Genomic DNA, 22586 nt, shown 5'->3' with positions numbered 1-22586 from the left:
TGATAACTATTTATTATGGTAGAAAAAAGAAAAATAAAATTTAAAATCGTATGTGACAGTCGCGAAAGTTTTCCTCACAAACAGTATGATGGGATACTATATAGTGACCATCCTAGATTGAAAACTATACAGGAATTTCAAGAATGTATCCAATATTTAGGCTATGATTGCGAATATTTTGGAGGTATTTATGAATTGATTAAGGCCTGCAACCATAAATACCAAAATAATGATTCTATATTTATTAACATAGGAGATGGCTTAGATCAACATTATAGTCGAGTACAGGCCCCAATACTTTTAGAATTACTAAATGTCAAATATACAAATTCAAATCCATTTGTTTCTGCATTATTGAGTAATAAACATTACACAAAACTTGCTGTGCAAGAATATGTAAAAACTCCTTACGGAATACTATTTTACAATGATCTTCCAATACCGCATCGGAGAATAGAAAAATTAACGTTTCCTGTCATTGTAAAACCAAATACGGAAGGTTCATCTGTGGGAATCACTCAACAATCAGTTTGCAATTCACCAGAAAAGGTAGAACAGCAAATCAGAAAAATGAGGGAAGAATTTCAGGAAATTTTAATAGAAGAATATATTCCTGGTTATGAAGTAACTAATTTAATTTTTGGAAATAAAAACAACTTGATAATGAATGAAGTAATAGCATTTTCTGTTAACAATAGTCTTTTTTTTGAAAAAGAAATTTTAGGGTTCAAAGAAAAAATACTTAAAAAAAGACAGCTGCTGCCAGCCACTCAAATTCTCAATGATGACATTATCAAGAAGATAAAACAAACAAGTGCATTATTAATGAAAGAATTAAATATATGGGATGTCTCTAGATTTGATTATAGAATTACACAAGACAATACTATCATTTTACTGGAAATTAATTCAGCTCCTCGACTCAGCAAAACAACAGAACTTGGTTTTATTGCCAATCAATATCAAACATCATATGAATCACTTGTCAATCTTTATCTTAAATGCGTCATGCGACGTTTACATCAATCATGAGAATAAGTTAAAAGCCAATGATCATAAGGAGTGCTGGAACAATATTGTGTATATAGATTCTCGGATTTTTTCAAAACAGACACATCAGGTAAATATTTAGAAGCAATTTTGCTTATTTTATCAATAGAAAATGTATTTTTCGAATAATGAAGTCCTACACAACAGTGATAACGGCATGCCTCTTCATCTGAAAATCTATCATAAACAAATGCCATAGCATTGTGGCATTTACGAATCACAGTTGGGTCAGTATTTTGTATAAAATACTCATTTTCTTGAAGTAAATGAAGCTGTGTATAGGCTTCTTTTTTCTTTCCTAGCAATGCATAGCAAATCGATAAATTTACAGCAATAGTTAAGCCTGCATAGGGGGAACAATTAATGATAGAAGCAGATAATAATTTATCAAGAGCAACATAATAATCCTCGCACAACATGTCTATTACAGCTCGATTATTTTGTGCATAAGAAACTTCATGAGGTTTAATTCTTGTCAGAATTTCTATTGCCAAATCAAACAATTTAATAGCTTGCGTAATATTTCCTTGTCGAAAATATTCAAAACCTAAATTGTTATTACAGCAGGCATATTCATATTCATCATCATAAGTTCGTGCAATTATCGTTGCCTTATTCAAGAGTTCTATCACATCATTGCCTCTATAATAATCTGAACAAGTGCGATACAATTTTGCTACTGATGCACATGGTTGATCATTATTGCGGAAATAATTGACATATTTGTAGTAAATTTTGTGGGCTTCTGATCGAGATTTTTGTCCTCCCATTTCCCACAAAAGGAAATGCTTGATATTGACAGCAGAAATATTTGCCTCGGAGTAAGGTTCTGTTAATGATATTGAATTATTTATGGCAAGAAGAGCATCTTCTTTTCTAAAAACCATATTATAAATTTTTGCCATGATATAGTAAGCAAAATATCGATTTTCAATAGATATTTCTTGTATATCAACTGAATCAATCAACTGCGCAGCTTGATCATAATATCCGAGTTCGTAGCAACAATGAGCTATTATAATATTCTGTTTCGAGGAACAAAATGATTTTGAAGAAAGTAATTGATTAAAAAATTTATACGCATTTGCGAATTTTTTCTTTCGACATAAGTAGGAACCAAATCCAAAATTAATTTTTTCCCAATTTGATTCGGAAGACTGATATGCATGTAGACAATAAAGATATGCATAGTCATCTATACTGATGGAGTTTTTTAAATTATGCGTTTTTATAAAGTGTAAAAACGTGCCGCTCCACATAGATTTAGGTATTTCTATTAACTTTTTATCTATTTTCTGATTAATAGAAAAAGAGATAAGATCATGACGAATACTTACCAATTCATTGAATGGATTGATTTCTATCAAATCTATTTCCTTTAATTTCATAATCGTGACTTCTGGATTTAACGCATTCGCAGGGAGCCATTTAAATAACTTTTGAATTACAAAGGAATTCAATTCACATAATAGAGGAAGAGGTATCGAAATTCCAAAAACAGACAAAATTATTAAAATTATTCTTTCTTCTAATCTATATGATTCTAAGGAAAATTCTACAAACTGTTCTAACATCGAAGTATCAATAGATGTCCATTCAAACTGTGCTTTATTATCAGATATATCGTATTGAATAGCTCCTGCATTGAGCAAGTATCTCAAAATTTCTTTCAATTTTTCTGGATTTCCATCACATATTTTGAAAATTAATTCAATGAATTTATAATCTTCTTTTTTTATATCAAAAGATTTATTCAATATATTGTAAAAATAAGTTATATCGCAAAAAGGGAATAGTTCTAATCTATTTACAGGAATTCTTTCATAGATAATTTTTTCCAAATTATCATTATCTCCCTTATCTTCCTTTGATGTTACAAGAATAAAACGAACATGCTTATTTTCAACATGTCTTTGAATTAAGTTAATAAGTATATCTTGAGTATTTATATCAAGTTTTGATATATCATCTAGCACAATAATCAGTTTTTTATTATGATGTTCGATTATATACTGAATATAGCTATCTAATACTTTATCTGCCGTTTGCTTTTTCTGATTCAAATCAATTATGTATGTTGTTTGATCGTACAGATAGTCTGCGAAATCCGAAATATCGATGCCTTTTCTTTTAAAAAAATAAATTATTAATATTTTTGATCCTTTAAAAATAGAAGTATAATGAATTTTAATAAAATCGCGCAACTTGATATTAGCCACTTTTTGAAGAACCTTTAATAAATTTTTTATATAGTTCCCCGAAGAATCAGAAGGATCCTGGTTGATATAAATACAAAATGTATCATCAATTTTATTATCCAGAACCTCTTTTAAAAGAGTAGTCTTACCACATCCAGAAGCTCCACATAACCATAAGATATCTCCTCTCTGACTCGCATCTCGATAGTTTTTGATCAGATTTCTCTCATTATTACGATTGACAAATGGAAAATCAAATAAAATGGTATTATTCATATGCTAATAAAAAACAGATAATAAATAGTTATCACTCTTTATTGTAGAATTATCTGCATATTTTTTCTTGGGTGAAAATTCTGAAGGATGACTCTTTGTTTGGTGGTGCTGACGTGGGTGTATATCTGAGTAGTGGCGAGGGAACTGTGGCCGAGGATGGTTTGGATGTATTTTATGTCTACGCCTTCTTCCAGAAGGAGGGTGGCGAAGGTGTGGCGGAATGTGTGAGGGGTGACGGGTTTGAGGATGCCGGATTTCAAGGCCAGTTTTTTGATCATGATTCTTACTGACTGGGAAGAGAGGTTGCGACCCAGACGGTTGATGAAGAAGAACGTGTTCTGACGGGAAGAAGGCAGACAGAAGCGCTGGTATTCGTGCAGGGCTTCCAGAATGGCGTCCTGGCATATTTGGATGACGCGTTCCTTTCTCCCTTTGCCATAGACTTTGATGAAGCCGTTATGGAGGTTTACGGACGCAAGGCGCAGAGCGCATAGTTCGGATACCCGGATGCCCGTGCCGAACAGGAGTTCCACCACGGCAATGTTGCGGACGATTTCCTGATAACGATACCCTGTTTTGCTTGAACAGGCGTTTTTCTCCCGGTACAGGGTAGTCAGGATGGAGGACACTTCCATGGAGTCCATGACGGGAGGGAGCAGGAAGGGAACCTTGATGTTGATTTTAAGCTTCCGCATGGGGTTGATGAAGTCATCGTCTTCCATTTCAATGAAGTTCAGCATGGCTTTGAGTGTAGCCATTTTTCTTTTCATGGTTCTGGGCTGAAATCCCGACAATGATTTAACGTATTGCTTCAAATCTTCTGCGGAAATAGCGGGCAAATGGCAGATGTTCCTTTGATTCATCATGAAGCCGGCGAATTGCCTCAAGTCGGTTGCATAGGCTTTCAGGGTCTTTTCACTAAGGTTTTTTTCATATTGGGAATGAAACAGGAATCGTTCGATGGTTTTTTCCAATAGGGATGGGTGTGATGTTGATGTATTTGGCATGGCGGAACGGAATAATAAGAGTGTCCCATGGGTGCAAGGTCCTTTTTGTGCCTCTATCACCAGGAATGCCGGGAGCATGGAATCTTCTGCGGTGCAGGAGTATCGTCCGGCATGGAGGGAACGGGGCCCGGGATGAAGGGGAAGAGTGACGGTCCTCTATTCTTATTATAAGAATGAAGTTCCTTTTCCGGAGAATGATGGAATGCTAGTTCCATTCCATGCGCTTTCGGAATTGTTCCTTTGTACATTAACCGGGAATTTCGTTCTCCAACGAGTAAAGGGTTAGATAGGCTTTCAGGCCCGGAGAAAGGATGAACCGTTTAAACTGCTTGGATCATTATGGGGCATTGCCTGCCCTCGGCTGCAGGAGGAGTGGTCGGGAACTCTGGAAAAGCGGCCTTCCAGAGGCGTTTCAAGAGCTTTTTCCTTCCTATGCTTCTTGAAATGTGTGGATTGAATCAGCCGGAAATTCCTTTCTTCCGGATGGTTCATGGTGCCGGGAATGATCGGGTGGTGAAACCCAGCCGGATTTTTATTCGGACCGGAGCATATCCGGCCTTCCCGTTTCTCAAAAAATGATTGCCGTGCCCGTGTGAAACGGGTAGCATGCCAAAAATCGTTGTTCAATCCTGCATCATCTGTATGAGATATTTTTCCAAGCATTCCGGAACGGCTTCGCACTGTTCCTCGTCAGGGAGCAAGGGGTTTACCCTGGTGGAACTGATTGTCGTCATCACCATTATGGTTGCCATGATGGCCTTGGCCGCCAGCATGTTAAGAGGCGGGGGCAGGGGGCAGGGCCTCCAGTCCGCCGTGGAGATGGTGGACGGCATGGTGCAGGAAGCCCGCCTGGACGCCATGGGCAAGGGAACGTGGAGCCGCCTGATTATCGTGAGCACTCCTGAGGACGAAGCCCGCAACATGCGCACCCTGGGCGTGATGTCCAAAAATACGCGCACCGGAAAGTGGCATCTGGTCAACCGTTTGCAGACTCTTCCCGCCGGGTTTTACATCAGCCCCACCTACAGCACCCTGCTGGAAGGCTCCAAGAAGACCAAGGGCAAGTCCGCAGCCCGCAGCTTTGCCAGCCGTGACGGGCAGGATACCGTCAATCTTCCGGGCAACCGGATGACGGATATTTATTTCATTGAGTTTGACGAGGAAGGCCGCATGTCCCAGCCGAACGCCCCCACCCGCCTGGTGGTGGTTTCCGGTTCCGCCGGAAACGGCAAGGAGGAGAAACCGACTCCGATGGTGGACGGCAAGCCGGGCCTGGCAGGCGGCATCGTGATTTATCCCAAAGGCAATATCAGCCGGCTGAGGACGACGGAGCAGGTGATTCCCAACTAATTCATATTTTACCGGATTTCCCATTTTATGTTGACCAAGTGTATGAAACAGTCTCGTGCCAAGGGGTTCACCCTGACGGAAGTGGTGCTTGCGATCGGCGTGGTTGCCGTGCTGATCGTGGTGTTCATGGCCATGTTCATTCCAGCCAGAAGGACGGTTCAGTCCGCTCTGACCATCCGCGAAGCGGACCGCATTGTCCACGCCCTGACGGCGGAACTTGGAGAGCTTCGCAATTCCGAGCGTGCCGCTCCCAATGCCAGAAAGTCTTCCACCACCAGATATATTTCCGCTTTCGACAAGGCGTTTTACTGGATGCAGTTTACGTCCAAGCCCGCTACGACCATTCTTGTTTACAATTACAGGGCGGATCTGACCAAGGGCGCCCGCAAGGACGGCACCCCCCAGCCCTGGCTGGAGGAAGGCGGGAGCATCCCCGGGCAGAATACGGCGGTGGTGACGGGAGTTTGCCTGGCGAACAACAAGGACCGCTGGGATGATTTCAAGGCGCTTGTCGGCCCCGTCTTCGCCGTGCGCATGACCCAGCTGGTGGTGGAGCGCATGGATTCCAACGCTTACGGGTACAAGCTGGCTCCCAAGTACGGGACTATTTATAATCCCTACAACCGCGGCAAGGTGATTACGGAGCCTTCCCTGTACGTTTATACGCCGGAGAAGGGCGGCGGCCTGAATTTGCCGTGGGGGGCGGAAGTCCTGTACCAGGCGGAGTTTTTCCAGCTGTTGAATACGGACCCTGAACGTTTGCAGCACCTGACGTGGGAGAATTTGAAGACTCCCATCTTTACGCGCAATCTCGCTTTCCGCCGCTAACGGGCATTATCTGAAGACCTCTGAAAAATCATGAAGACATTTGCCAAAATCAAATCCGGCGCGTTCACCCTGATTGAGCTCCTGGCAGCCATGACCATCACCACCGTGCTGGTGCTGGTGATTGTGGCCCTGACCTCCCGCGGGGTGGATATCTGGAGATGGGTGCTGCAGGATGTGCGGACCACCACGCTTGCCCGCACGGCCATGGATACCATGACCAAGGATTTTGAGAGCATGCAGTTCCGTGCCGGTAATCCCTTTGAATGGATGCTGGTGCAGCGGGACAGCGATCTGGTTTCCCGCGCGACCAAGACCACGGCGTCCAGGAAGAAGGGCGGTTCTTCCGCTCTGAATGAAGCCCGCGTGAACCTGATGACCATGGGGCCGGAAGGCGCCAAGATCACGAATGCCTCCCAGTTGATTTTCTTTACCACGGCTACGGACCGCAATCCTGCCAAGTCCAGCATGGACATGCGGAACGACCGCATCATCGGTGACGTGAATTGCGTGGGGTACAAGCTGCTTTACCGTGACCAGATTCTGGACCAGGACGCTACGGCGGAGTCTGACGGCTTTCCGGTTTATTCCCTGTACCGCAATTTGATCAGCGCGGAGGATACCGTGCAGAATCTCCTGGGCCAGCAGGACCTTTGGTCCGCTTATACCCGCTACCAGCAGGATGAGACCATTCCCGCCAATTTCCTGGTGGAAAACGTGGTGGAAATGACGCTGATTTTTGAAGTGGACTACCAGAAGAAGATCGGCAATTCCGGCAGCAACAAGTCGGACAAGGATGCCACGCAGCGGGCGTCCGTGCTGGTGCCCGTCATGACGACGGGGGCCAACCGGCTCGGTTCCTGCACCCAGATGGATGTGTACGGCAACCGTCTGGACATCATCGGCAGCAGCGTGAATATTGACGATTTGAAGTCCGGACGCGTCACTGCCGTGACGATTTCCATGACGGTGGTGACGGATGAAGGCATGGCCCTGGTGGACCAGATCCGGCAGAAGAAGCGTCCCGCCCCCTCTCCGGAGGAATTCTTTGAGCGCTATACCCGGTCCTTCACCCAGCGCGTAGCATTGCCCATGAACCGTTAGGCCTGTAGTATGAGGGCTGATGGGAGCGGGTTTTTCCGCTGCCGTTTCCCGCCCGGAGCGTCCTGCCGTTATTTACACTGTAGTTGCAAAATGTCTGGTTTCGCAAATGTCGTCGGCAATTTGTCCCCTCTGCCGGAGCTGGTGCTGTGGCGCGACCCGGTCGCCAGAAGCGGGGAGGAAGCCATGGCCGTGGATGAAGCCCTGCTGGAATGGGGAGAGAAGCCCGTGCTGCGTGCATACCGCTGGGCGGAGCCGACCGTGACCTACGGTTATTTTGACGAGGAAGCCACGGCACGCGCCATTTTTCCGGGAGAGGAACTCCATTTTGTCCGCCGCTGGACGGGCGGGGGAATTGTGGACCACCGGCAGGATATCCCCTTTACCCTGGCCATGCACCGCCGGGGAGAGAAGGAACGGCCTTCCAGCGCCACCCTGTACCGATGGATTCACGGGGCTTTGGCCCGTGTTTTGAGAGATTGCGGCGTGGAGTGCGTGATGCTGGACGGAGACGCCCCGGACGGTGGCCGCGCCTGTTTTGCCAGCCCCGTGACGAGTGATTTAGTACTTCCCGGCGGGGAAAAGCTGGCCGGTGGCGGCCAGAGAAGAATACGCGGCGGCGTTCTCCATCAGGGGAGCATCCAGAATTGCCTTCTTCCCGCCGGATGGGATGAAATGCTGGCCGCCCGTCTGGCGGACGGACATTCCCTGTGCGTGGAAGCGGAGCTGTTTCCCGGCATGAACGCTAGGGTGGCGGAGCTGCTGGCATCCAAATACCGCACGGAGGCATGGCGCTCCGGCGTGCGGCATGAGCGTACGTCCCATGCCCGGTAACCCTTCCCGTTTTTCCTTCCGATGAGTTACCTCCCCGATCCCGGCCGTTACAGTCATCTGGACTATCGCCGTTGCGGGCGCAGCGGGCTGCTGCTTCCTCCCGTTTCCCTGGGGCTTTGGCACAATTTCGGCGCTGCCGACGATTTCGAGAATGCGCGGCAGCTTATCCATGGCGCTTTTGACGCCGGCATCACGTATTTTGACCTGGCGAACAATTACGGGCCGCCTCCCGGCGCGGCGGAAGAATGCTTCGGCCGCATTTTCATGCAGGATTTGTCCCGTTTCCGTGACGAGCTTGTCATCGCTACCAAGGCGGGGCACCTGATGTGGGCCGGACCGTACGGGGACTGGGGTTCCCGCAAGCATATGCTTTCCAGCCTGGACCAGTCCCTTTCCCGCATGAAGCTGGATTACGTGGATATTTTTTATGCGCACCGGCATGACCCGGAGACTCCGCTGGAAGAGACGGCGGGGGCCCTCGTCACGGCGGTCCGGTCCGGAAAGGCCTTGTATGCCGGTATTTCCAAATTCCCGGCAGAGCAAACCAGGCAGATATGCGCCATGCTCAGGGAGGCCGGCGTGCCGTGCCTGGTCCACCAGCTCCGTTACAACATGTTCAACCGGGAGCCGGAAGAGTCCGTTTTTCAGGCCATCCGTGAAACGGGCACCGGGTGCGTCGCCTTTTCCCCCCTGGCCCAGGGAATGCTGACGGACCGTTATCTGGAGGGAATTCCAGCGGATTCCCGTGCGGCAGGTTCCTCCGTCTTTTTAACGGAAGAACGGGTCCGGGAGCATGGGGAGAAAATTCGCAGCCTGGCTGCCCTGGCCCGGAGCCGCGGCCAGAGCCTCGCCCAGATGGCGCTGGCCTGGGTGTTGAGAGACCCCGTGGTGACCACGGCCCTGATAGGCGCCAGCCGCCCCCAGCAAGTCATGGATTGCCTGAAAGCCCTGGAAAATACGCGGTTCACCGCGGAGGAGCTTTCCATCATTGACGGAATGGCGGACAGGTAGGCGCTGTTTTTTCCAATGGGAGCGTTTGCTTTTTCTTTTTATCCAGTTTTCCCGGAATCAGGGCAGCTTCAAGAATTGCCGGAGATAGCTGGCCAAGGAGAGCACATTGCGCGGAATACCACGGTTTTTTGCCGTTTTCCAGGGCTTCCGGCAGCAGAAAACCGTAACAAGAAGTAGGCAGTGGGAAAGAGGTGCGGCCCAGCCGCTTCCGGAACCACCGGAGTCAATTTGGATTAATCGGTGCGGTACTTGCTTCTTCCGTGAATCCGCCGGATTTTCCTGCGGTGCTGGTCTTTCCGCAGGAAGGTGAATTTTCCGTTCCGAACGGAGGTTTTTTCTTGGAGTAAAGTGGACCAGGTGTTATGTTCCTACCACTTTAATTTAAAGTGTACTGACAATGATAACCATCCAGGATTTATTTTGGCTCATCCCATCGGCTTCCGTGCTGGCCCTCATTTTTGCGGCCGTCTTTTTTTACCGCATGAAAGCCCAGGATGAGGGGAACGAGGTCATGAAAATGATCGCCAAGCACGTTCGCAGCGGCGCCATGGCCTATCTGCGGCAGCAATACAAGATCGTCACGATCTTCTTTGTGCTGATTACCGTCGTATTCGCTTTTCTGGCGTACTGCCTCCATATCCAGAATCCCTGGGTGCCGTTCGCGTTCATTTCCGGCGGCTTTTTCTCCGGCCTGGCCGGCTACATCGGCATGAAGACGGCCACATACGCTTCCGGCCGCGTGGCGAACGCCTGCCGCCATTCCCTGGACGCCGGCCTGCAGATCGCCTTCCGTTCGGGCGCCGTGCTCGGCCTGACCGTCGTGGGCCTTGCCATGCTTGACATTGGCGTCTGGTACTGGGTGCTGGACTGGTTTTATGAAGACATGGAGCTTTCCATGCGCCTGGTCGTCATCACCACCACCATGCTGACCTTCGGCATGGGGGCCTCCCTCCAGGCCCTGTTCGCCCGCGTGGGCGGCGGCATTTTCACGAAGGCCGCGGACGTAGGGGCCGACCTGGTGGGGAAGGTGGAAGCAGGCATTCCGGAGGACGACCCCCGCAATCCCGCCACCATCGCGGATAACGTGGGCGACAACGTGGGGGACGTGGCCGGCATGGGCGCGGACCTTTACGAGTCCTACTGCGGTTCCATTCTGGCATCCGCGGCCCTTGGCGCCGCGGCTTACATGGCCGTGCCGGAAATGGCGATCAAGGCCGTTCTCACACCCATGCTGATCGCCGCCCTCGGCACCATTCTCTCCCTGCTGGGCGTGTATGCGGTGCGCGTAAAGCGCGGCGCTTCCCAGACGGAGCTGATGGCCGCCCTGAACCGCGGCATCAACCTGAGCTCCTTCCTGATCGCCATCGCCTCAGCCTTCCTGCTCCAGCTCATCGGCCTGGACAACTGGGCGGGCATCTGGGGCGCCATCGTCACCGGCCTGGCGGTGGGCATCATCATCGGGAAGAGCACGGAGCATTACACCTCCCATGACTCCTATCCCTGCCGCAAGATCGCCCACAGCGCGAAGACGGGGCCCGCCACCGTCATCATCTCCGGCATCGGCATCGGCATGATTTCCACCTGCATTCCCGTGATCACCATCGTCGTGGGCACCGTGCTGGCCTACGGCATGGCCTCCGGGGACTGGCATTTCACCGGCGCTGAAATGAGCAAGGGCCTGTACGGCATCGGCATTGCCGCTGTCGGCATGCTTTCCACCCTGGGCCTGACCCTGGCGACGGACGCCTACGGCCCCATTTCCGACAACGCCGGGGGCAATGCGGAGATGAGCAAGCTGGACCCGGAAGTGCGCCGCCGCACGGACGCCCTGGACGCCCTGGGCAACACGACCGCCGCCACGGGCAAGGGCTTCGCCATCGGTTCCGCCGCGCTGACCGCGCTGGCCCTGCTGGCCTCCTACATTGAAGAGCTGAAGATTTCCATCCAGCATTGGGGGGACGCCACCGGAAACACCATGTACAAGATTAATGACGCGGTGAGCGTGGAAGTGTCCAAGATAGCTTCCTGCACGCTGCCTGAATTCATGAATTACTTCCAGGTGACCCTGATGAACCCGAAGGTGCTCATGGGCCTCTTCGTGGGCGCCATGATGTCCTTCCTGTTCTGCGGCCTGACCATGAACGCCGTGGGCCGCGCCGCGGAGAAGATGGTGAAGGAAGTGCGCCGCCAGTTCAAGGAAATCAAGGGCATCCTGACCGGGGAAGCGGAACCGGATTACGTGCGCTGTGTGGAAATCTCCACGGCGGGCGCGCAGCATGAAATGATCTGGCCGTCCGTGCTGGCGGTCATCACCCCCATCTGCATGGGCCTCGTGTTCGGCGTTCCCGGCGTGTTCGGACTGCTGGCCGGCGGCCTGGCCTCCGGCTTCGTGCTGGCCGTGTTCATGGCGAACTCCGGCGGCGCATGGGACAATGCCAAGAAGTACATTGAGCAGGGCCACGTGGGCGGCAAGGGATCGGAAAGCCATAAGGCCGCCGTCATCGGCGACACCGTGGGCGACCCCTTCAAGGATACGTCCGGCCCCTCCCTGAACATCCTGATCAAGCTCATGAGCATGGTGGCCATCGTCACCGCCGGCGTCAATATTGCCGTGACGCTGTTCTAAAGGTTGACAGTCATTATGTTCAAGGCCCGTGGGTTCAGTGGAATCCACGGGCTTTTTTTCCGGCGGCAGGAAGGACGCCGTGGATTTTTTTCGCCATTGACGGAAAGTTTTTTTGACAACGCCGGGCGGGAGGAGTAATAAACGCGCAGATGCAATTCAGCACTGGACAGCCCTTTTTTAGCACGACCCGTTATTATGGCAACGGCTATTGGTGGCGTATACCCATGTCCGGACGGGGGAATCCCGATGTGCAGTAGTAGCATCCAGCTATGACCGTTTTTCAAGAACTGCTTTGATTCCTCCGAGAGTCAAAGCAGTTTTTTTATTTTCAACTTACACCATCATCCATCCATGCAACCACCATCCATCATCACCCTCCAACAGCGCAGCCGGCGGCTGAGCGCCGATTTGGAAACGCCCATCAGCCTGTTCCTGAGCCTGACCCAGAACCAAACTCCCGGCCTTCTGCTGGAGAGCGCGGAGGTGGATGGCAGATGGGGCCGCTACAGCGTCATCGCCTGCGATTACCTGATGACCGTTTCCTGCGTGGACGCCAGGCTTTCCCTTTCCATCAGCGATGACCGGCTCGCTTCCCTGAAGGAGCTGGAAGGCATGCCTTACCTGGACGGCCTGCGCTCCCTGATGCAGCGTCTGGAACTGGTGGGGGACGACATGAGGCAGGCTCCCATCACGCGGGCTCTGTACGGCTACTTCGGGTATGAAACCGCCGCCCTGTTCCAGCCCAGGCTGGCGCAGGCCATCAGTCCCTCTTCCGCGGAATCCTGCCTGGTATTGGCGGGCACGGTGATCGTGTTTGACCATTTGTACAACCGCCTCACCCAGATCAGCCTGGGCGAACACCGGGACCTGTCCCACGCGCCCCTTCAGGAGACGGAAGAACCTTCCGTCGGGGAGGTTTCCCGCACGCCGGACCAGGCGGGCTACATGAAGGGCGTGGAGCATATCAAGGAGCTGCTGCACGACGGGGAGGCCATCCAGGTGGTGCTTTCCTCCCAGGCCTCCGCGGAGTTCCACGGAGACGCCTTCACGCTGTACCGCCGCATGCGCAGCATCAATCCCTCCCCGTACATGTTCTTCATGCGTCTGCCGGAGGTGACGCTGTTTGGTTCCTCCCCGGAACTGATGGTGCGCTGCACGGACGGCAAGCTCCAGCTCTCCCCCATCGCCGGGACGCGCAAGCGGGGCAGGGATGATGAGGAAGACTCCGCCCTGGCCGCCGACCTGCTGAAGGACCCGAAGGAGTGCTCTGAACACGTGATGCTGGTGGACCTGGGCCGCAACGACCTGGGCCGCGTCGCCAAGCCCGGCTCCGTGAAGCTGGAACGCCTGATGGAGATTGAACGTTTTTCCCATGTGATGCACATGACTTCCCGCGTGACCGCCCAGGTGAACGACGGATTGGACGCCCTGGACATCCTCGGCGCGGCCTTCCCCGCCGGAACGGTCAGCGGCGCTCCCAAGGTGCGGGCCATGGAAATCCTGGCGGAGGAGGAACCCCTGCCGCGCGGGCCGTACGCCGGCTGCATCGGCTGGCTGGGGCTGGACAGGAACGGCGTCCACATGGATTCCGGCATCACCATCCGCAGCATGTGGGTGAAGGACGGCCGCATCCACTGGCAGGCGGGCGCCGGCATCGTGTACGATTCAGACCCGGCCGCCGAATGGCAGGAGTGCATGAACAAAGGCAAGATTATTGACGTTATTTTGAAAGGAGAAGACCATGTTTCTGTTCATTGATAATTACGATTCCTTCTCGTGGAATCTGGTGCAGGCGTTTTACGCCCTGGGCCGCAAGCCCGTGGTGTACGCGAATGACGATCCGCGCATTCTGGACCTGGCGGCCAGCCCGGAGCTGGAGGCCGTGTGCATTTCCCCCGGCCCCAGCCATCCGCGCAACGCCGGGCTGTGCCTGGAGTTCCTGAAACGCCTCCCCGCCGCCGTTCCCGTGCTGGGCGTATGCCTGGGACACCAGCTCCTGGGCTACTTCGCCGGAGCGGAGGTTTCCCGCGCTCCGTACGTGATGCACGGAAAGAGCTCGGACATCATCCATGACGGTTCGGGGCTGTTCACCGGCCTTCCCAACCCCATGACCGTGGGCCGTTACCATTCCCTGGTGGTCCAGTCCAAGGAGGACGAGCCCAATCCCCGTTTTACCGTCACCTCCCGCGGGCCGGAAGGGGAAGTCATGGCCCTGCGCTATAATGACCGCCCCTGGGTGGGCATCCAGTTCCATCCGGAATCCATCCTGACGCCGGACGGCCTCCAGCTCCTGGGCAACTTCCCGGACAACATCGTTCCGGCAGGGCAGAAGGAAAAGCGCATCAACCGCATTCTGGACACGCTGGCCGCCGGGCAGGACCTGACGGCGGACATGGCCGCCGCGGGCTTTGCGGACATCATGGACGGCCGCATGACCCCGGCCCAGGCGGGCTGCTTCCTGATGGGCCTGCGCATGAAGGGAGAGACCCCGCTGGAGATGGCCCATGCCGTCGGCATCGCCCTGGGCCGCGCCAACCGTGTGGAAGGGCTGGAAGGGGACTGCATAGACGTGGTTGGCACGGGCGGCGACGGCCGCAGCTCTTTCAACTGCTCCACCGCCACGTCCCTGACGCTGGCCGGAATGGGGTACAAGGTGGTGAAGCACGGCAACCGCGCCGTGTCCTCCTCCTGCGGCTCCGCGGACGCCCTGGAAGGCCTGGGCTTCCCGCTGGACGTGGCTCCGGAGGACGTGCAGCGCCTGCTGGACGAGCGGAACTTCGCCTTCCTGTTCGCGCCCAATTTCCATCCCGCCTTCCGCAATGTGGGCCCCATCCGCAGGGAGCTGGGCATACGTACCCTGTTCAACCTGCTGGGGCCCCTCATTAATCCGGCGCGTCCCACGCACATCCTGCTGGGCGTGGCCCGTCCGGAGCTGGTGGAACTGCTGGCGGAGACGCTCAGCCAGTCCCACATCCGCAGGGCCGCCGTGGTGTACGGCGCAGGAGGGTATGACGAGGTGACGCCGCTGGGACCCACCAAGATGATGATCGTCCATAACGGCAGGCTGACGCCCATGACCCTGGACCCCGCGGACTACGGCATCCAGCCCTGCGAACCGGAGGACCTGGCCGTTCGGTCCAAATCGGAAGCCGTGGCCGTGCTGAAGGACATTCTGGCGGGGAAAGGCCCGCGCGCCATGATGGACATGGTGATTCTCAATGTGGGGGTGGCCATGTTCCTGCTGGAGGACCACATGGACCTGGCCGTCTGCATGGCGAAGGCCCGTGAGGCCGTCTGCGCCGGAGTAGGAAGGAGAACGCTTCATGCTGCTTGACCGGTTCAGGGAAGCCAAGGCGGAGGAAATAGCCCTGCTCACGGACATGGCCTCCCGCCGGGAGCTGCCGCACCCGTGGAAGGGGCACAGGCCGGACTTCCTGAAAGCCATCGCGGAGCCGCCCGCCGGGCAGTCCGTGGCCGTCATTGCGGAGTTCAAGCAGTCCTCCCCGTCGCGCGGCGTCATCGCCACCGGGCTGAAACCGGAGGAAGTGGCGGAACAGTATGCCGCGGCGGGCGCCTCCTGCATCTCCGTGCTGACGGAGGAACAATTTTTTGGCGGCCGCATCGGGTATCTGGAGCGCATGAGCCGCGCCGGGCTTCCGCTGCTCCGCAAGGACTTCATCTTCCACCAGCTCCAGGTGATGGAGACGGCCTCCACCCCGGCTTCCGCCCTGCTGCTCATCGTGCGCCTGACGCCGGACGCGCGGACGCTCCGCATCCTGAGGGAACAGGCGGAAGCCTACGGCATGCATGCCGTGGTGGAGGTTTTTGACGAGTCGGACCTGGCAATTGCCAGGGAATCCGGCGCTCGCATCATCCAGGTGAATGCCCGTGACCTGGATACGCTTGAAACGGACAGGACTGCCTGCCTGGACATGGGGAAACTCCGCCGTGAGGGGGAGGTGTGGATCGCCGCCAGCGCCATGAGCGCCGGGGCGCATCTCAGGGAAGCCGCGGAAGCGGGCTTCCAGGCCGTACTGATGGGGACTGCCCTGATGGACGGCGGAAAGCCGGGTGAAAAACTGGCTGCAATTTTAGAAGAAACAACATGAAGAAGCATTCATTCGCAATCAAGGTGTGCGGGATTACCCGCCAGAGCGATTTGTCAACCGCCATGGGGATGGGAGCCCATTTCTGCGGATTCATCTTTCATCCCAAAAGCCCGCGTTATATTGCTCCGTCACGCGCCGCGGCCCTGGACTCCGCGCTGATCCGCCGCGTGGGAGTCTTCGTGAACCAGAACGCGGAGGAAATCATGGACGTCATGAAAACGGCCCGGCTGGAATTCGCCCAGCTCCATGGCGCCCAGTCCCTGGACTGCGCCCGCCGCATAGGCCCGGAAAAGGTGATCCGCGTGCTGTGGCCGGACCGGTATGAATCCCTGGCGGCCCTTCAGAAGGAAATGGAACTCTGGGCGGACAGCTGCGCCTGGTTCCTGCTGGATGCGGGCAGCCACGGCGGCGGCCACGGCGTCTCCCTGGACTGGAACGCCCTGGCGGCTCTCAAATCCCCCCGGCCCTGGTTCCTGGCGGGCGGCCTTTCCTCCGCCTCCCTGAACAAGGCGCTGGAGCAGTGCACCCCGAACGGCATTGACCTGAACTCCGGCGTGGAAGCCATCCCCGGCCAGAAAAGCCCGCAAAAGCTGCTGGCAGCCCTTAAATCACTCATCTCCTACACCCCTTACCATATCGCATGAACAAAGAAGGATATTTCGGCAACTTCGGCGGCCGCTTCGTACCGGAAGCGCTGCGCCCCCCGCTCATGGAGCTGGAGGAAGCCATGGCCACCATCATGCCGTCCCGCGAGTACCGGGACGCGCTCCAGGACCTGCTGGTCAACTACGCGGGCCGTGAAACGCCCCTCACGTTCTGCCCCCATCTCTCGGAAAAGCTGGGCTTCCGCCTGTGGCTGAAGCGGGAGGACCTGCTGCACACCGGAGCGCACAAGATCAATAACGCGCTGGGGCAGGCCCTGCTGGCCAGGATGATGGGGAAAACCCACCTCATTGCGGAGACCGGGGCGGGGCAGCACGGCGTGGCTACGGCTACGGCGGCGGCCCGGCTCAAGATGGACTGCACCATCTTCATGGGCGCGGAGGACGTGGAGCGCCAGTCCATGAACGTCATGCGCATGAAACTGCTTGGCGCCCGCGTGTTCCCGATAGAAAGCGGTTCCCGCACCCTGAAGGACGCCATTAACGAGGCCCTGCGCTACTGGATTTCCCATCAGGAGGACACCCTGTACTGCTTCGGCACGGCGGCGGGGCCCCACCCGTTCCCCACGCTGGTCAGGCAGCTCCAGTCCGTCATCGGCACGGAGGCCCGGGCCCAGATGCTGGAACGCGCCAGAAGGCTTCCGGACGTGGTAGTGGCATGCGTGGGCGGCGGTTCCAACGCCATCGGCATGCTCCACCCCTTTGTGGAAGATGAAGGCGTGCGCCTGGTGGGCGTGGAGGCCGGAGGCACCGGGGAGCCCGGATGTTACAACTCCGCACCCATCAACCTGGGCAGCCCCGGCGTGCTGCACGGCCACGTGACCATGCTTTTACAGGATCAAGACGGGCAGATACAGCCGTCCCACTCCATCTCCGCCGGGCTGGACTACCCCGGCGTGGGGCCGGAGCACTCCCACCTGGCGGAAATCGGCCGGGTGCATTACGGCGTCATCTGTGACGCCTCCGCGCTGAACGCCTTCCAGACCCTGACGCAGGAGGAAGGCATCATCCCCGCCCTGGAATCCTCCCATGCCGTGGCATGGGTGCTGGACCATGCGGACGAGCTGCCCGCGGGGGGTGACGTGCTGGTGAACCTCTCCGGCCGCGGAGACAAGGACCTGGGCATCGTTAAAAAATATCTGAACCTTTAAGCAGCATCTTTCCATGAACAACATGCAGAAATCACCGTTGCAGGAAGCCGTGGAGCACGCCCATTCCCTCGGCAGGCGCGCCGTCATCCCCTTCATCACCGCCGGATTTCCGGACAAGGAATCCTTCTGGACCCATCTGGAGCGGATTGACGGAGCAGGGGCGGACATCATTGAAATAGGCGTTCCCTTCTCGGACCCCGTTGCGGACGGTCCTCTCATTGAACAGGCCTCACGGGACGCGCTGGCCCGCGGCGTAAGCCTGAAATGGATTCTGGACGGTCTGAAAGCCCGCAAGGGCCGCTTTTTCGCCAAACTGGCGCTGATGGGGTACGTGAACCCCTTTTACCAGTACGGGCTGGAACGGCTTGCCCTGGATGCGGCGGAAGCCGGAGTCAGCGGCTTCATCGTTCCGGACATGCCGCTGGAAGAATCCGGCATCTTCAGGGATGCCTTTGACCCCCACGGACTGACGCTCGTCACGCTGGTGGCTCCCAACACCTCCGTGGAACGAATGCGGGAATACAAGCCCCATACCTCCGGCTTCGTTTACGTGGTTTCCGTGCTGGGGACCACGGGTGGAAAGGTGGACCTGACGCAGAGCGTCACGGAAACCATGCGCCGCGCCCGGGCCGTATTTGACGTGCCTCTGGCACTGGGCTTCGGCCTCCAGACGCCGGACCAGCTTGACGCCCTGCCGGAAGACGCCCGTCCGGACGCCGCCGTCCTCGGCAGCGCCCTGCTCAGGCACATTGCGGAAGGGAAGGATGCGGCGGAATTCCTGGGCAAATGGACCGGAAAATAAAATAACATTTCTGTTAACGTTAAAAAGAGGCTGTGCAGAATAACTGCACAGCCTCTTTGCTGCTGGCCGCCCGTCAAAGATAAAGTAATTTTGACGGTTTTCCGGCGCCTGCAATCAGGCTCTGTCAATAGGCATAACTGACGCCGGCGTTAAACCGGTGCGCCGTGGCCTTGCTCCTTCCCTCAAACTCGTACCCTGCATACATCCTCCAGCGCGCGTTCAACTGCAGGGCGCTGTTCACGTTCACTCTCACCCCGTTCCGGTCAGGAGACGTTCCTTCCGCTTCCCAGCGGTACCCGTTGAGCAGCCGCTCCGCCTGCGCACTTGGGTTCCTGCGGTACACGTCCGGCACGTAGCTCACCATCGCGCTGTTGATCCATTCCCGGTCTTTCAGCTCACTGCGGTGCGTCAAGCCCACTCCCACCGGTACGCTCAGGTTCTTCAGGCGCCCCTTTTCAAAGCGCCTCGCGTCCCAGCCCGTTTCCGTAAACGCCTCCTGCGTCACGTCCGTATACTCCAGCCCCAGCATGACCTCCATTGCAACGGTCTCGTTTACCCGGCGGCTCCACTTCCCGGTGAATGTTCCAAACAGGGTTTCATTGGTCCACTTGCCGTGGGACCGGCCGCCCGTGTGGAAGGAATTCATCTTGTTGTCCGTCCAGCCATAGCCTGCCGTTCCCGTCACCAGCAACGTATTCTTCCTGTTGAGAACCTTGTGCCAGCCGCCGTAGAGCATGCCGATGCGCGTCTGCTGGTCAATATCTCCCGCAAAGCTGCGCCCGCGCATCTTGCCGTACAGGTCTCCGAAGCCCAGGCCCAGGATAGCGTGGGAAGTGATTCTCCTGTCCGCTCCCACGGAATAGCCGCCGCCGTGGTAGTCAAATCCGTCCCGTACTCCCTCGGAGGCGTGGTTGAGGAAATCCCCCATGCCCTTGACCCAGTAGTTGTTTTCCGGCCCGGTGATGAAGCGCTGGGCATCCAGGTTGCCCAAGGCGGCCCGGGACATCCCAAGCGCGTTGGCGGCGCTGGACCACATGGAGTTCATGGCCAGGGTACCTGCCAGTTCCGGAAGGATGTCCCGGATGGCGGAGTCCTCGGCGGGAGTCCAGACCAGTTGGAGTTGTTCCGGGAAGCCGTCACCATCCGCATCTACCCACTGGTGGCTCCAGGAGCCCGTGTAGGCATAGGGGCTGTCCACCCGGTCGGACCCGGTAGCCAGAGAATGGGCGCCGGAGAAGTCATCCGTGTGGGTCTGGTTGGCATCCGTCAGGACAATGAAGGCGCGCTGCTGCGCCCAGGAATTGTCTGCATAGAAGTAGTCCGCGGTAGTGCCCGTGTCCATGATGCCTATGGATCCGCCCAGGATGAAGGAACCGGTGGCGGAGATGGAAAGTCCGGTGGCGTTTGCCAGGGAGGCGGCTTCCTGCGCCTGCTTCTGCATGTCAAAGACGAAGCCGCGGGAAAGATCCACGTTTTTGGCATTGATGAAGGCGCTGGTTCCGGGGCGCAGGACGACGTCATTGTTGGTGATGGAGAAGGAGGCGGCATTGATGACGCTGCCCCCGGTGATTTCCAGAGTGCCGTGTTCCAGAGTCATGGAGGTATCGTCCCGCAGGCCGGCATTGCCGAAGACGACATTGTGTTCCAGGATGAGGGAGCCGCCGTAGAGGGTGGTTTGTCCCTTGAAATCGCTGTAGCGGCTGGCCACGAGGTGGGCGTCGTCTCCCTGGTAGAGTTCCCCGCTGAAGATGACAGTGCCATCCGTAGTGTGGGAGATGCCGTCGTCATCCGTGTACTGGTTGAGAGAGAGGGTGACGTTTTCCGTAGAACTAAAATAAGCCGCACTGGTGATCGGATCATTAAAGCGAACCTCCTTTCCTTGGGCGGCGGCCAGTTGGAGATGGTTGGTTCCGTCTACATGAATGGCGTTGGCAACGCCGTTTACCACGGAGAAGGAGCCGTCATTGTGTTGAGTGAACGTTCCCCCGGTCATGTTGCCGCTGAAGAGCACGTCATGCGTGAATGCCAGAAAGCGGCTGGAATTGTCGGTAGTGATCCCTTGCAGGTAAATGGCTCCACCGTAGGTAGAGGAATAGTTATTGGTGAAGATGGCGCCGTTACAGATCGTGAGGAAAGAGTTAACACCCTGCATATAAATCGCTCCGCCAGAGGAGTTGGAGTAGTTGGTGGAGTAGTTGGAGGAGGAGTCTGAGTAAGCATAATTCCCGGAGAAGGTAGCGTTGTCCCCCAGCGTCAGCATTGCATGGTCTCCACGCATATAAATCGCTCCGCCAGAGGAGGTGGCGGTGGTGGCGGTGGAGTAGGTGCCGGACTTGGAGAAAGTATAATTCCCGGAGAAGGTAGCGTTGCTCCCCAGGGTCAGCGTTGCATGGTCTCCCTCCATGTAAATTGCTCCGCCAAAGGAGGTGGAGGGGTAGTTGGATAAGTGGGAGGTGGAGTCGGAGAAAGTATAATTCCCGGAGAAGGTAGCGTTGTCCTCCAGAGTCACCGTTGTATAATCTCCACTCATAGCAATCGCTCCGCCAGAGGAGGAGGAAGAGGAGTAGTTGGAGGAGGAGAAAGCATAATTCCTGGAGAAGGTAGCGTTGTTCCCCAGGGTCAGCGTTGCATGGTCTCCCTCCATATCAATAGCTCCTCCGTAAGCACTATTGTTTGAATTATCAACATGGTTATTGAGAAATTGAACCTCTCCGGTGATTTCCAGAGATACGTTATCATCTGCTGTGCGTATCACTCCTGCGGCGCCATTGCTCCAGATGACGGAGTCCATCTCCAGCGTGTACTCTCCCGCTCCCAGGTTGTACAAGGGATTCTTACCCAGGCCGGATAAGTCTACGGCACAGAGTGCAGCCGGATCAGCGGAGCGGAAGTTGACAGGAACGGTTAGACCGGTAGTCAGGGAGGCGTCATCGTTGTTCAGAATCACCGTATCCCCGGCAACTAGGGCGACGGAGGAGACCAGTTCCTCCAGGGTGGAGTATATGTTATTGTTTGGATCGGAATATTGAGATGCGTCTACCATGAAGTCCGCCGCGGAGGCGGAGAAGGACAGGGAAATAATGGGAACCAGCAGAGAGGCCAGGAGGCTGCGGCGCAGCAACAAAGGAAGGATGGGTTTCATGATCAATAATAAGAATAAATATAGCCTTATGGCAAAGAGCAGAACTAAATAGCGGATTTCTAATCCGTATTTTTCTTCAGCCGCAGGAAGAAACTCAAGCAGGTACCATTTGAGAAATATCGGGTAACAGGATTGATTGTTGGAAAACTATGTATTTCTATGTGATTAAGTATTTTTGGGGCATTAAGAAATTTGCCGCGGCAAAAAAGAAAAGAATGAAGCATGGGGTTCTGAAAGATGAAGGGGTTTCGCTCAGCGCTCTATTTCAGAAGAGGAATTTGTCTTAAAATAATTCCCTATCATTGTAGTAGGATTGACATCGGATTAGAAATCCGTCACATGCCGGAAAAGGAGAAAATAATCATAGGACCCCGGAAGGAATAAACAGATGGAATTCCTCTGTTGTGCTTGGAGGAGATTGATTGATAAAGCCGGGAAAACG

General features: G+C 54.6%; 16 protein-coding genes. 13 read left to right on the top strand and 3 right to left on the bottom strand.

Annotated features, from left to right (window positions below):
- Window positions 1–15: 15 nt before the first annotated feature.
- Window positions 16–1032 (top strand): hypothetical protein, encoded by a 1017-nt coding sequence (locus HJW02_RS01590; RefSeq protein WP_102722731.1) that lies wholly within the window; start codon window positions 16–18, stop codon window positions 1030–1032.
- On the opposite strand, the gene HJW02_RS01585 is transcribed toward HJW02_RS01590, so the two are convergent.
- Together HJW02_RS01585 and HJW02_RS01580 are read right to left on the bottom strand one after the other, a co-directional pair.
- On the bottom strand, window positions 1023–3524 hold the full coding sequence (locus HJW02_RS01585; protein WP_102722730.1) for an ATP-binding protein: 2502 nt from the start codon (window positions 3522–3524) through the stop codon (window positions 1023–1025). The two genes, HJW02_RS01590 and HJW02_RS01585, sit on opposite strands and share 10 nt — an antisense overlap.
- Before the next feature lie 38 nt (window positions 3525–3562).
- Entirely contained in the window at window positions 3563–4531 is a 969-nt protein-coding gene (locus HJW02_RS01580) for a tyrosine-type recombinase/integrase (RefSeq protein WP_102722732.1), read from the bottom strand.
- 642 nt (window positions 4532–5173) lie between these two features.
- On the opposite strand from HJW02_RS01580, the gene HJW02_RS01575 reads away from it, so the two are divergent.
- The 12 genes from HJW02_RS01575 to trpA all read left to right on the top strand — a co-directional run bounded on the left by HJW02_RS01575 (window position 5174) and on the right by trpA (window position 19002).
- Window positions 5174–5881, top strand: coding sequence for a prepilin-type N-terminal cleavage/methylation domain-containing protein (locus HJW02_RS01575; RefSeq protein ID WP_180970953.1), 708 nt, complete (start codon window positions 5174–5176; stop codon window positions 5879–5881).
- Window positions 5882–5923: 42 nt separating this feature from the next.
- Window positions 5924–6709, top strand: coding sequence for a prepilin-type N-terminal cleavage/methylation domain-containing protein (locus HJW02_RS01570; RefSeq protein ID WP_102722735.1), 786 nt, complete (start codon window positions 5924–5926; stop codon window positions 6707–6709).
- Window positions 6710–6739: 30 nt separating this feature from the next.
- Window positions 6740–7810, top strand: a complete 1071-nt coding sequence (locus HJW02_RS01565) for a prepilin-type N-terminal cleavage/methylation domain-containing protein (RefSeq protein WP_022397253.1) — start codon at window positions 6740–6742, stop codon at window positions 7808–7810.
- A 90-nt stretch (window positions 7811–7900) separates the two neighbouring features.
- A complete protein-coding gene (locus HJW02_RS01560) occupies window positions 7901–8641 on the top strand; it encodes a hypothetical protein (RefSeq protein WP_102731802.1) in 741 nt (246 codons plus the stop codon).
- 21 nt (window positions 8642–8662) lie between these two features.
- Window positions 8663–9652 carry an aldo/keto reductase gene (locus HJW02_RS01555; RefSeq protein WP_102722737.1) on the top strand — a complete coding sequence of 330 codons (990 nt, stop codon included), beginning with the start codon at window positions 8663–8665 and terminating at the stop codon, window positions 9650–9652.
- Window positions 9653–10049: 397 nt separating this feature from the next.
- A complete protein-coding gene (locus HJW02_RS01550; protein WP_022397250.1) occupies window positions 10050–12278 on the top strand; it encodes a sodium-translocating pyrophosphatase in 2229 nt (742 codons plus the stop codon).
- A gap of 351 nt (window positions 12279–12629) precedes the next feature.
- Entirely contained in the window at window positions 12630–14036 is a 1407-nt protein-coding gene (locus tag HJW02_RS01545; RefSeq protein ID WP_180970952.1) for an anthranilate synthase component I family protein, read from the top strand.
- Window positions 14020–15612 (top strand): anthranilate phosphoribosyltransferase, encoded by a 1593-nt coding sequence (gene trpD, locus HJW02_RS01540; protein WP_022397248.1) that lies wholly within the window; start codon window positions 14020–14022, stop codon window positions 15610–15612. The genes HJW02_RS01545 and trpD overlap by 17 nt, the downstream gene beginning before the upstream one ends.
- A complete protein-coding gene (locus tag HJW02_RS01535; RefSeq protein ID WP_022397247.1) occupies window positions 15602–16387 on the top strand; it encodes an indole-3-glycerol-phosphate synthase in 786 nt (261 codons plus the stop codon). The genes trpD and HJW02_RS01535 overlap by 11 nt, the downstream gene beginning before the upstream one ends.
- Window positions 16384–17031, top strand: coding sequence for a phosphoribosylanthranilate isomerase (locus tag HJW02_RS01530; RefSeq protein WP_022397246.1), 648 nt, complete (start codon window positions 16384–16386; stop codon window positions 17029–17031). The genes HJW02_RS01535 and HJW02_RS01530 overlap by 4 nt, the downstream gene beginning before the upstream one ends.
- Window positions 17028–18200 (top strand): tryptophan synthase subunit beta, encoded by a 1173-nt coding sequence (gene trpB, locus HJW02_RS01525; RefSeq protein WP_022397245.1) that lies wholly within the window; start codon window positions 17028–17030, stop codon window positions 18198–18200. The genes HJW02_RS01530 and trpB overlap by 4 nt, the downstream gene beginning before the upstream one ends.
- 22 nt (window positions 18201–18222) lie before the next feature.
- A complete protein-coding gene (trpA, locus tag HJW02_RS01520) occupies window positions 18223–19002 on the top strand; it encodes a tryptophan synthase subunit alpha (protein WP_180970951.1) in 780 nt (259 codons plus the stop codon).
- 124 nt (window positions 19003–19126) lie between these two features.
- Here trpA and HJW02_RS01515 read toward each other — a convergent pair whose 3' ends face one another.
- On the bottom strand, window positions 19127–22144 hold the full coding sequence (locus tag HJW02_RS01515) for an autotransporter domain-containing protein (RefSeq protein WP_102753007.1): 3018 nt from the start codon (window positions 22142–22144) through the stop codon (window positions 19127–19129).
- Window positions 22145–22586 lie beyond the last annotated feature (442 nt).

It is taken from the genome of Akkermansia sp. GGCC_0220 (assembly GCF_017566105.1).
In the GTDB taxonomy this organism is placed as follows: Bacteria; Verrucomicrobiota; Verrucomicrobiia; order Verrucomicrobiales; family Akkermansiaceae; genus Akkermansia; species Akkermansia massiliensis.
This window is presented reverse-complemented; position numbering and strand designations above follow the sequence as displayed.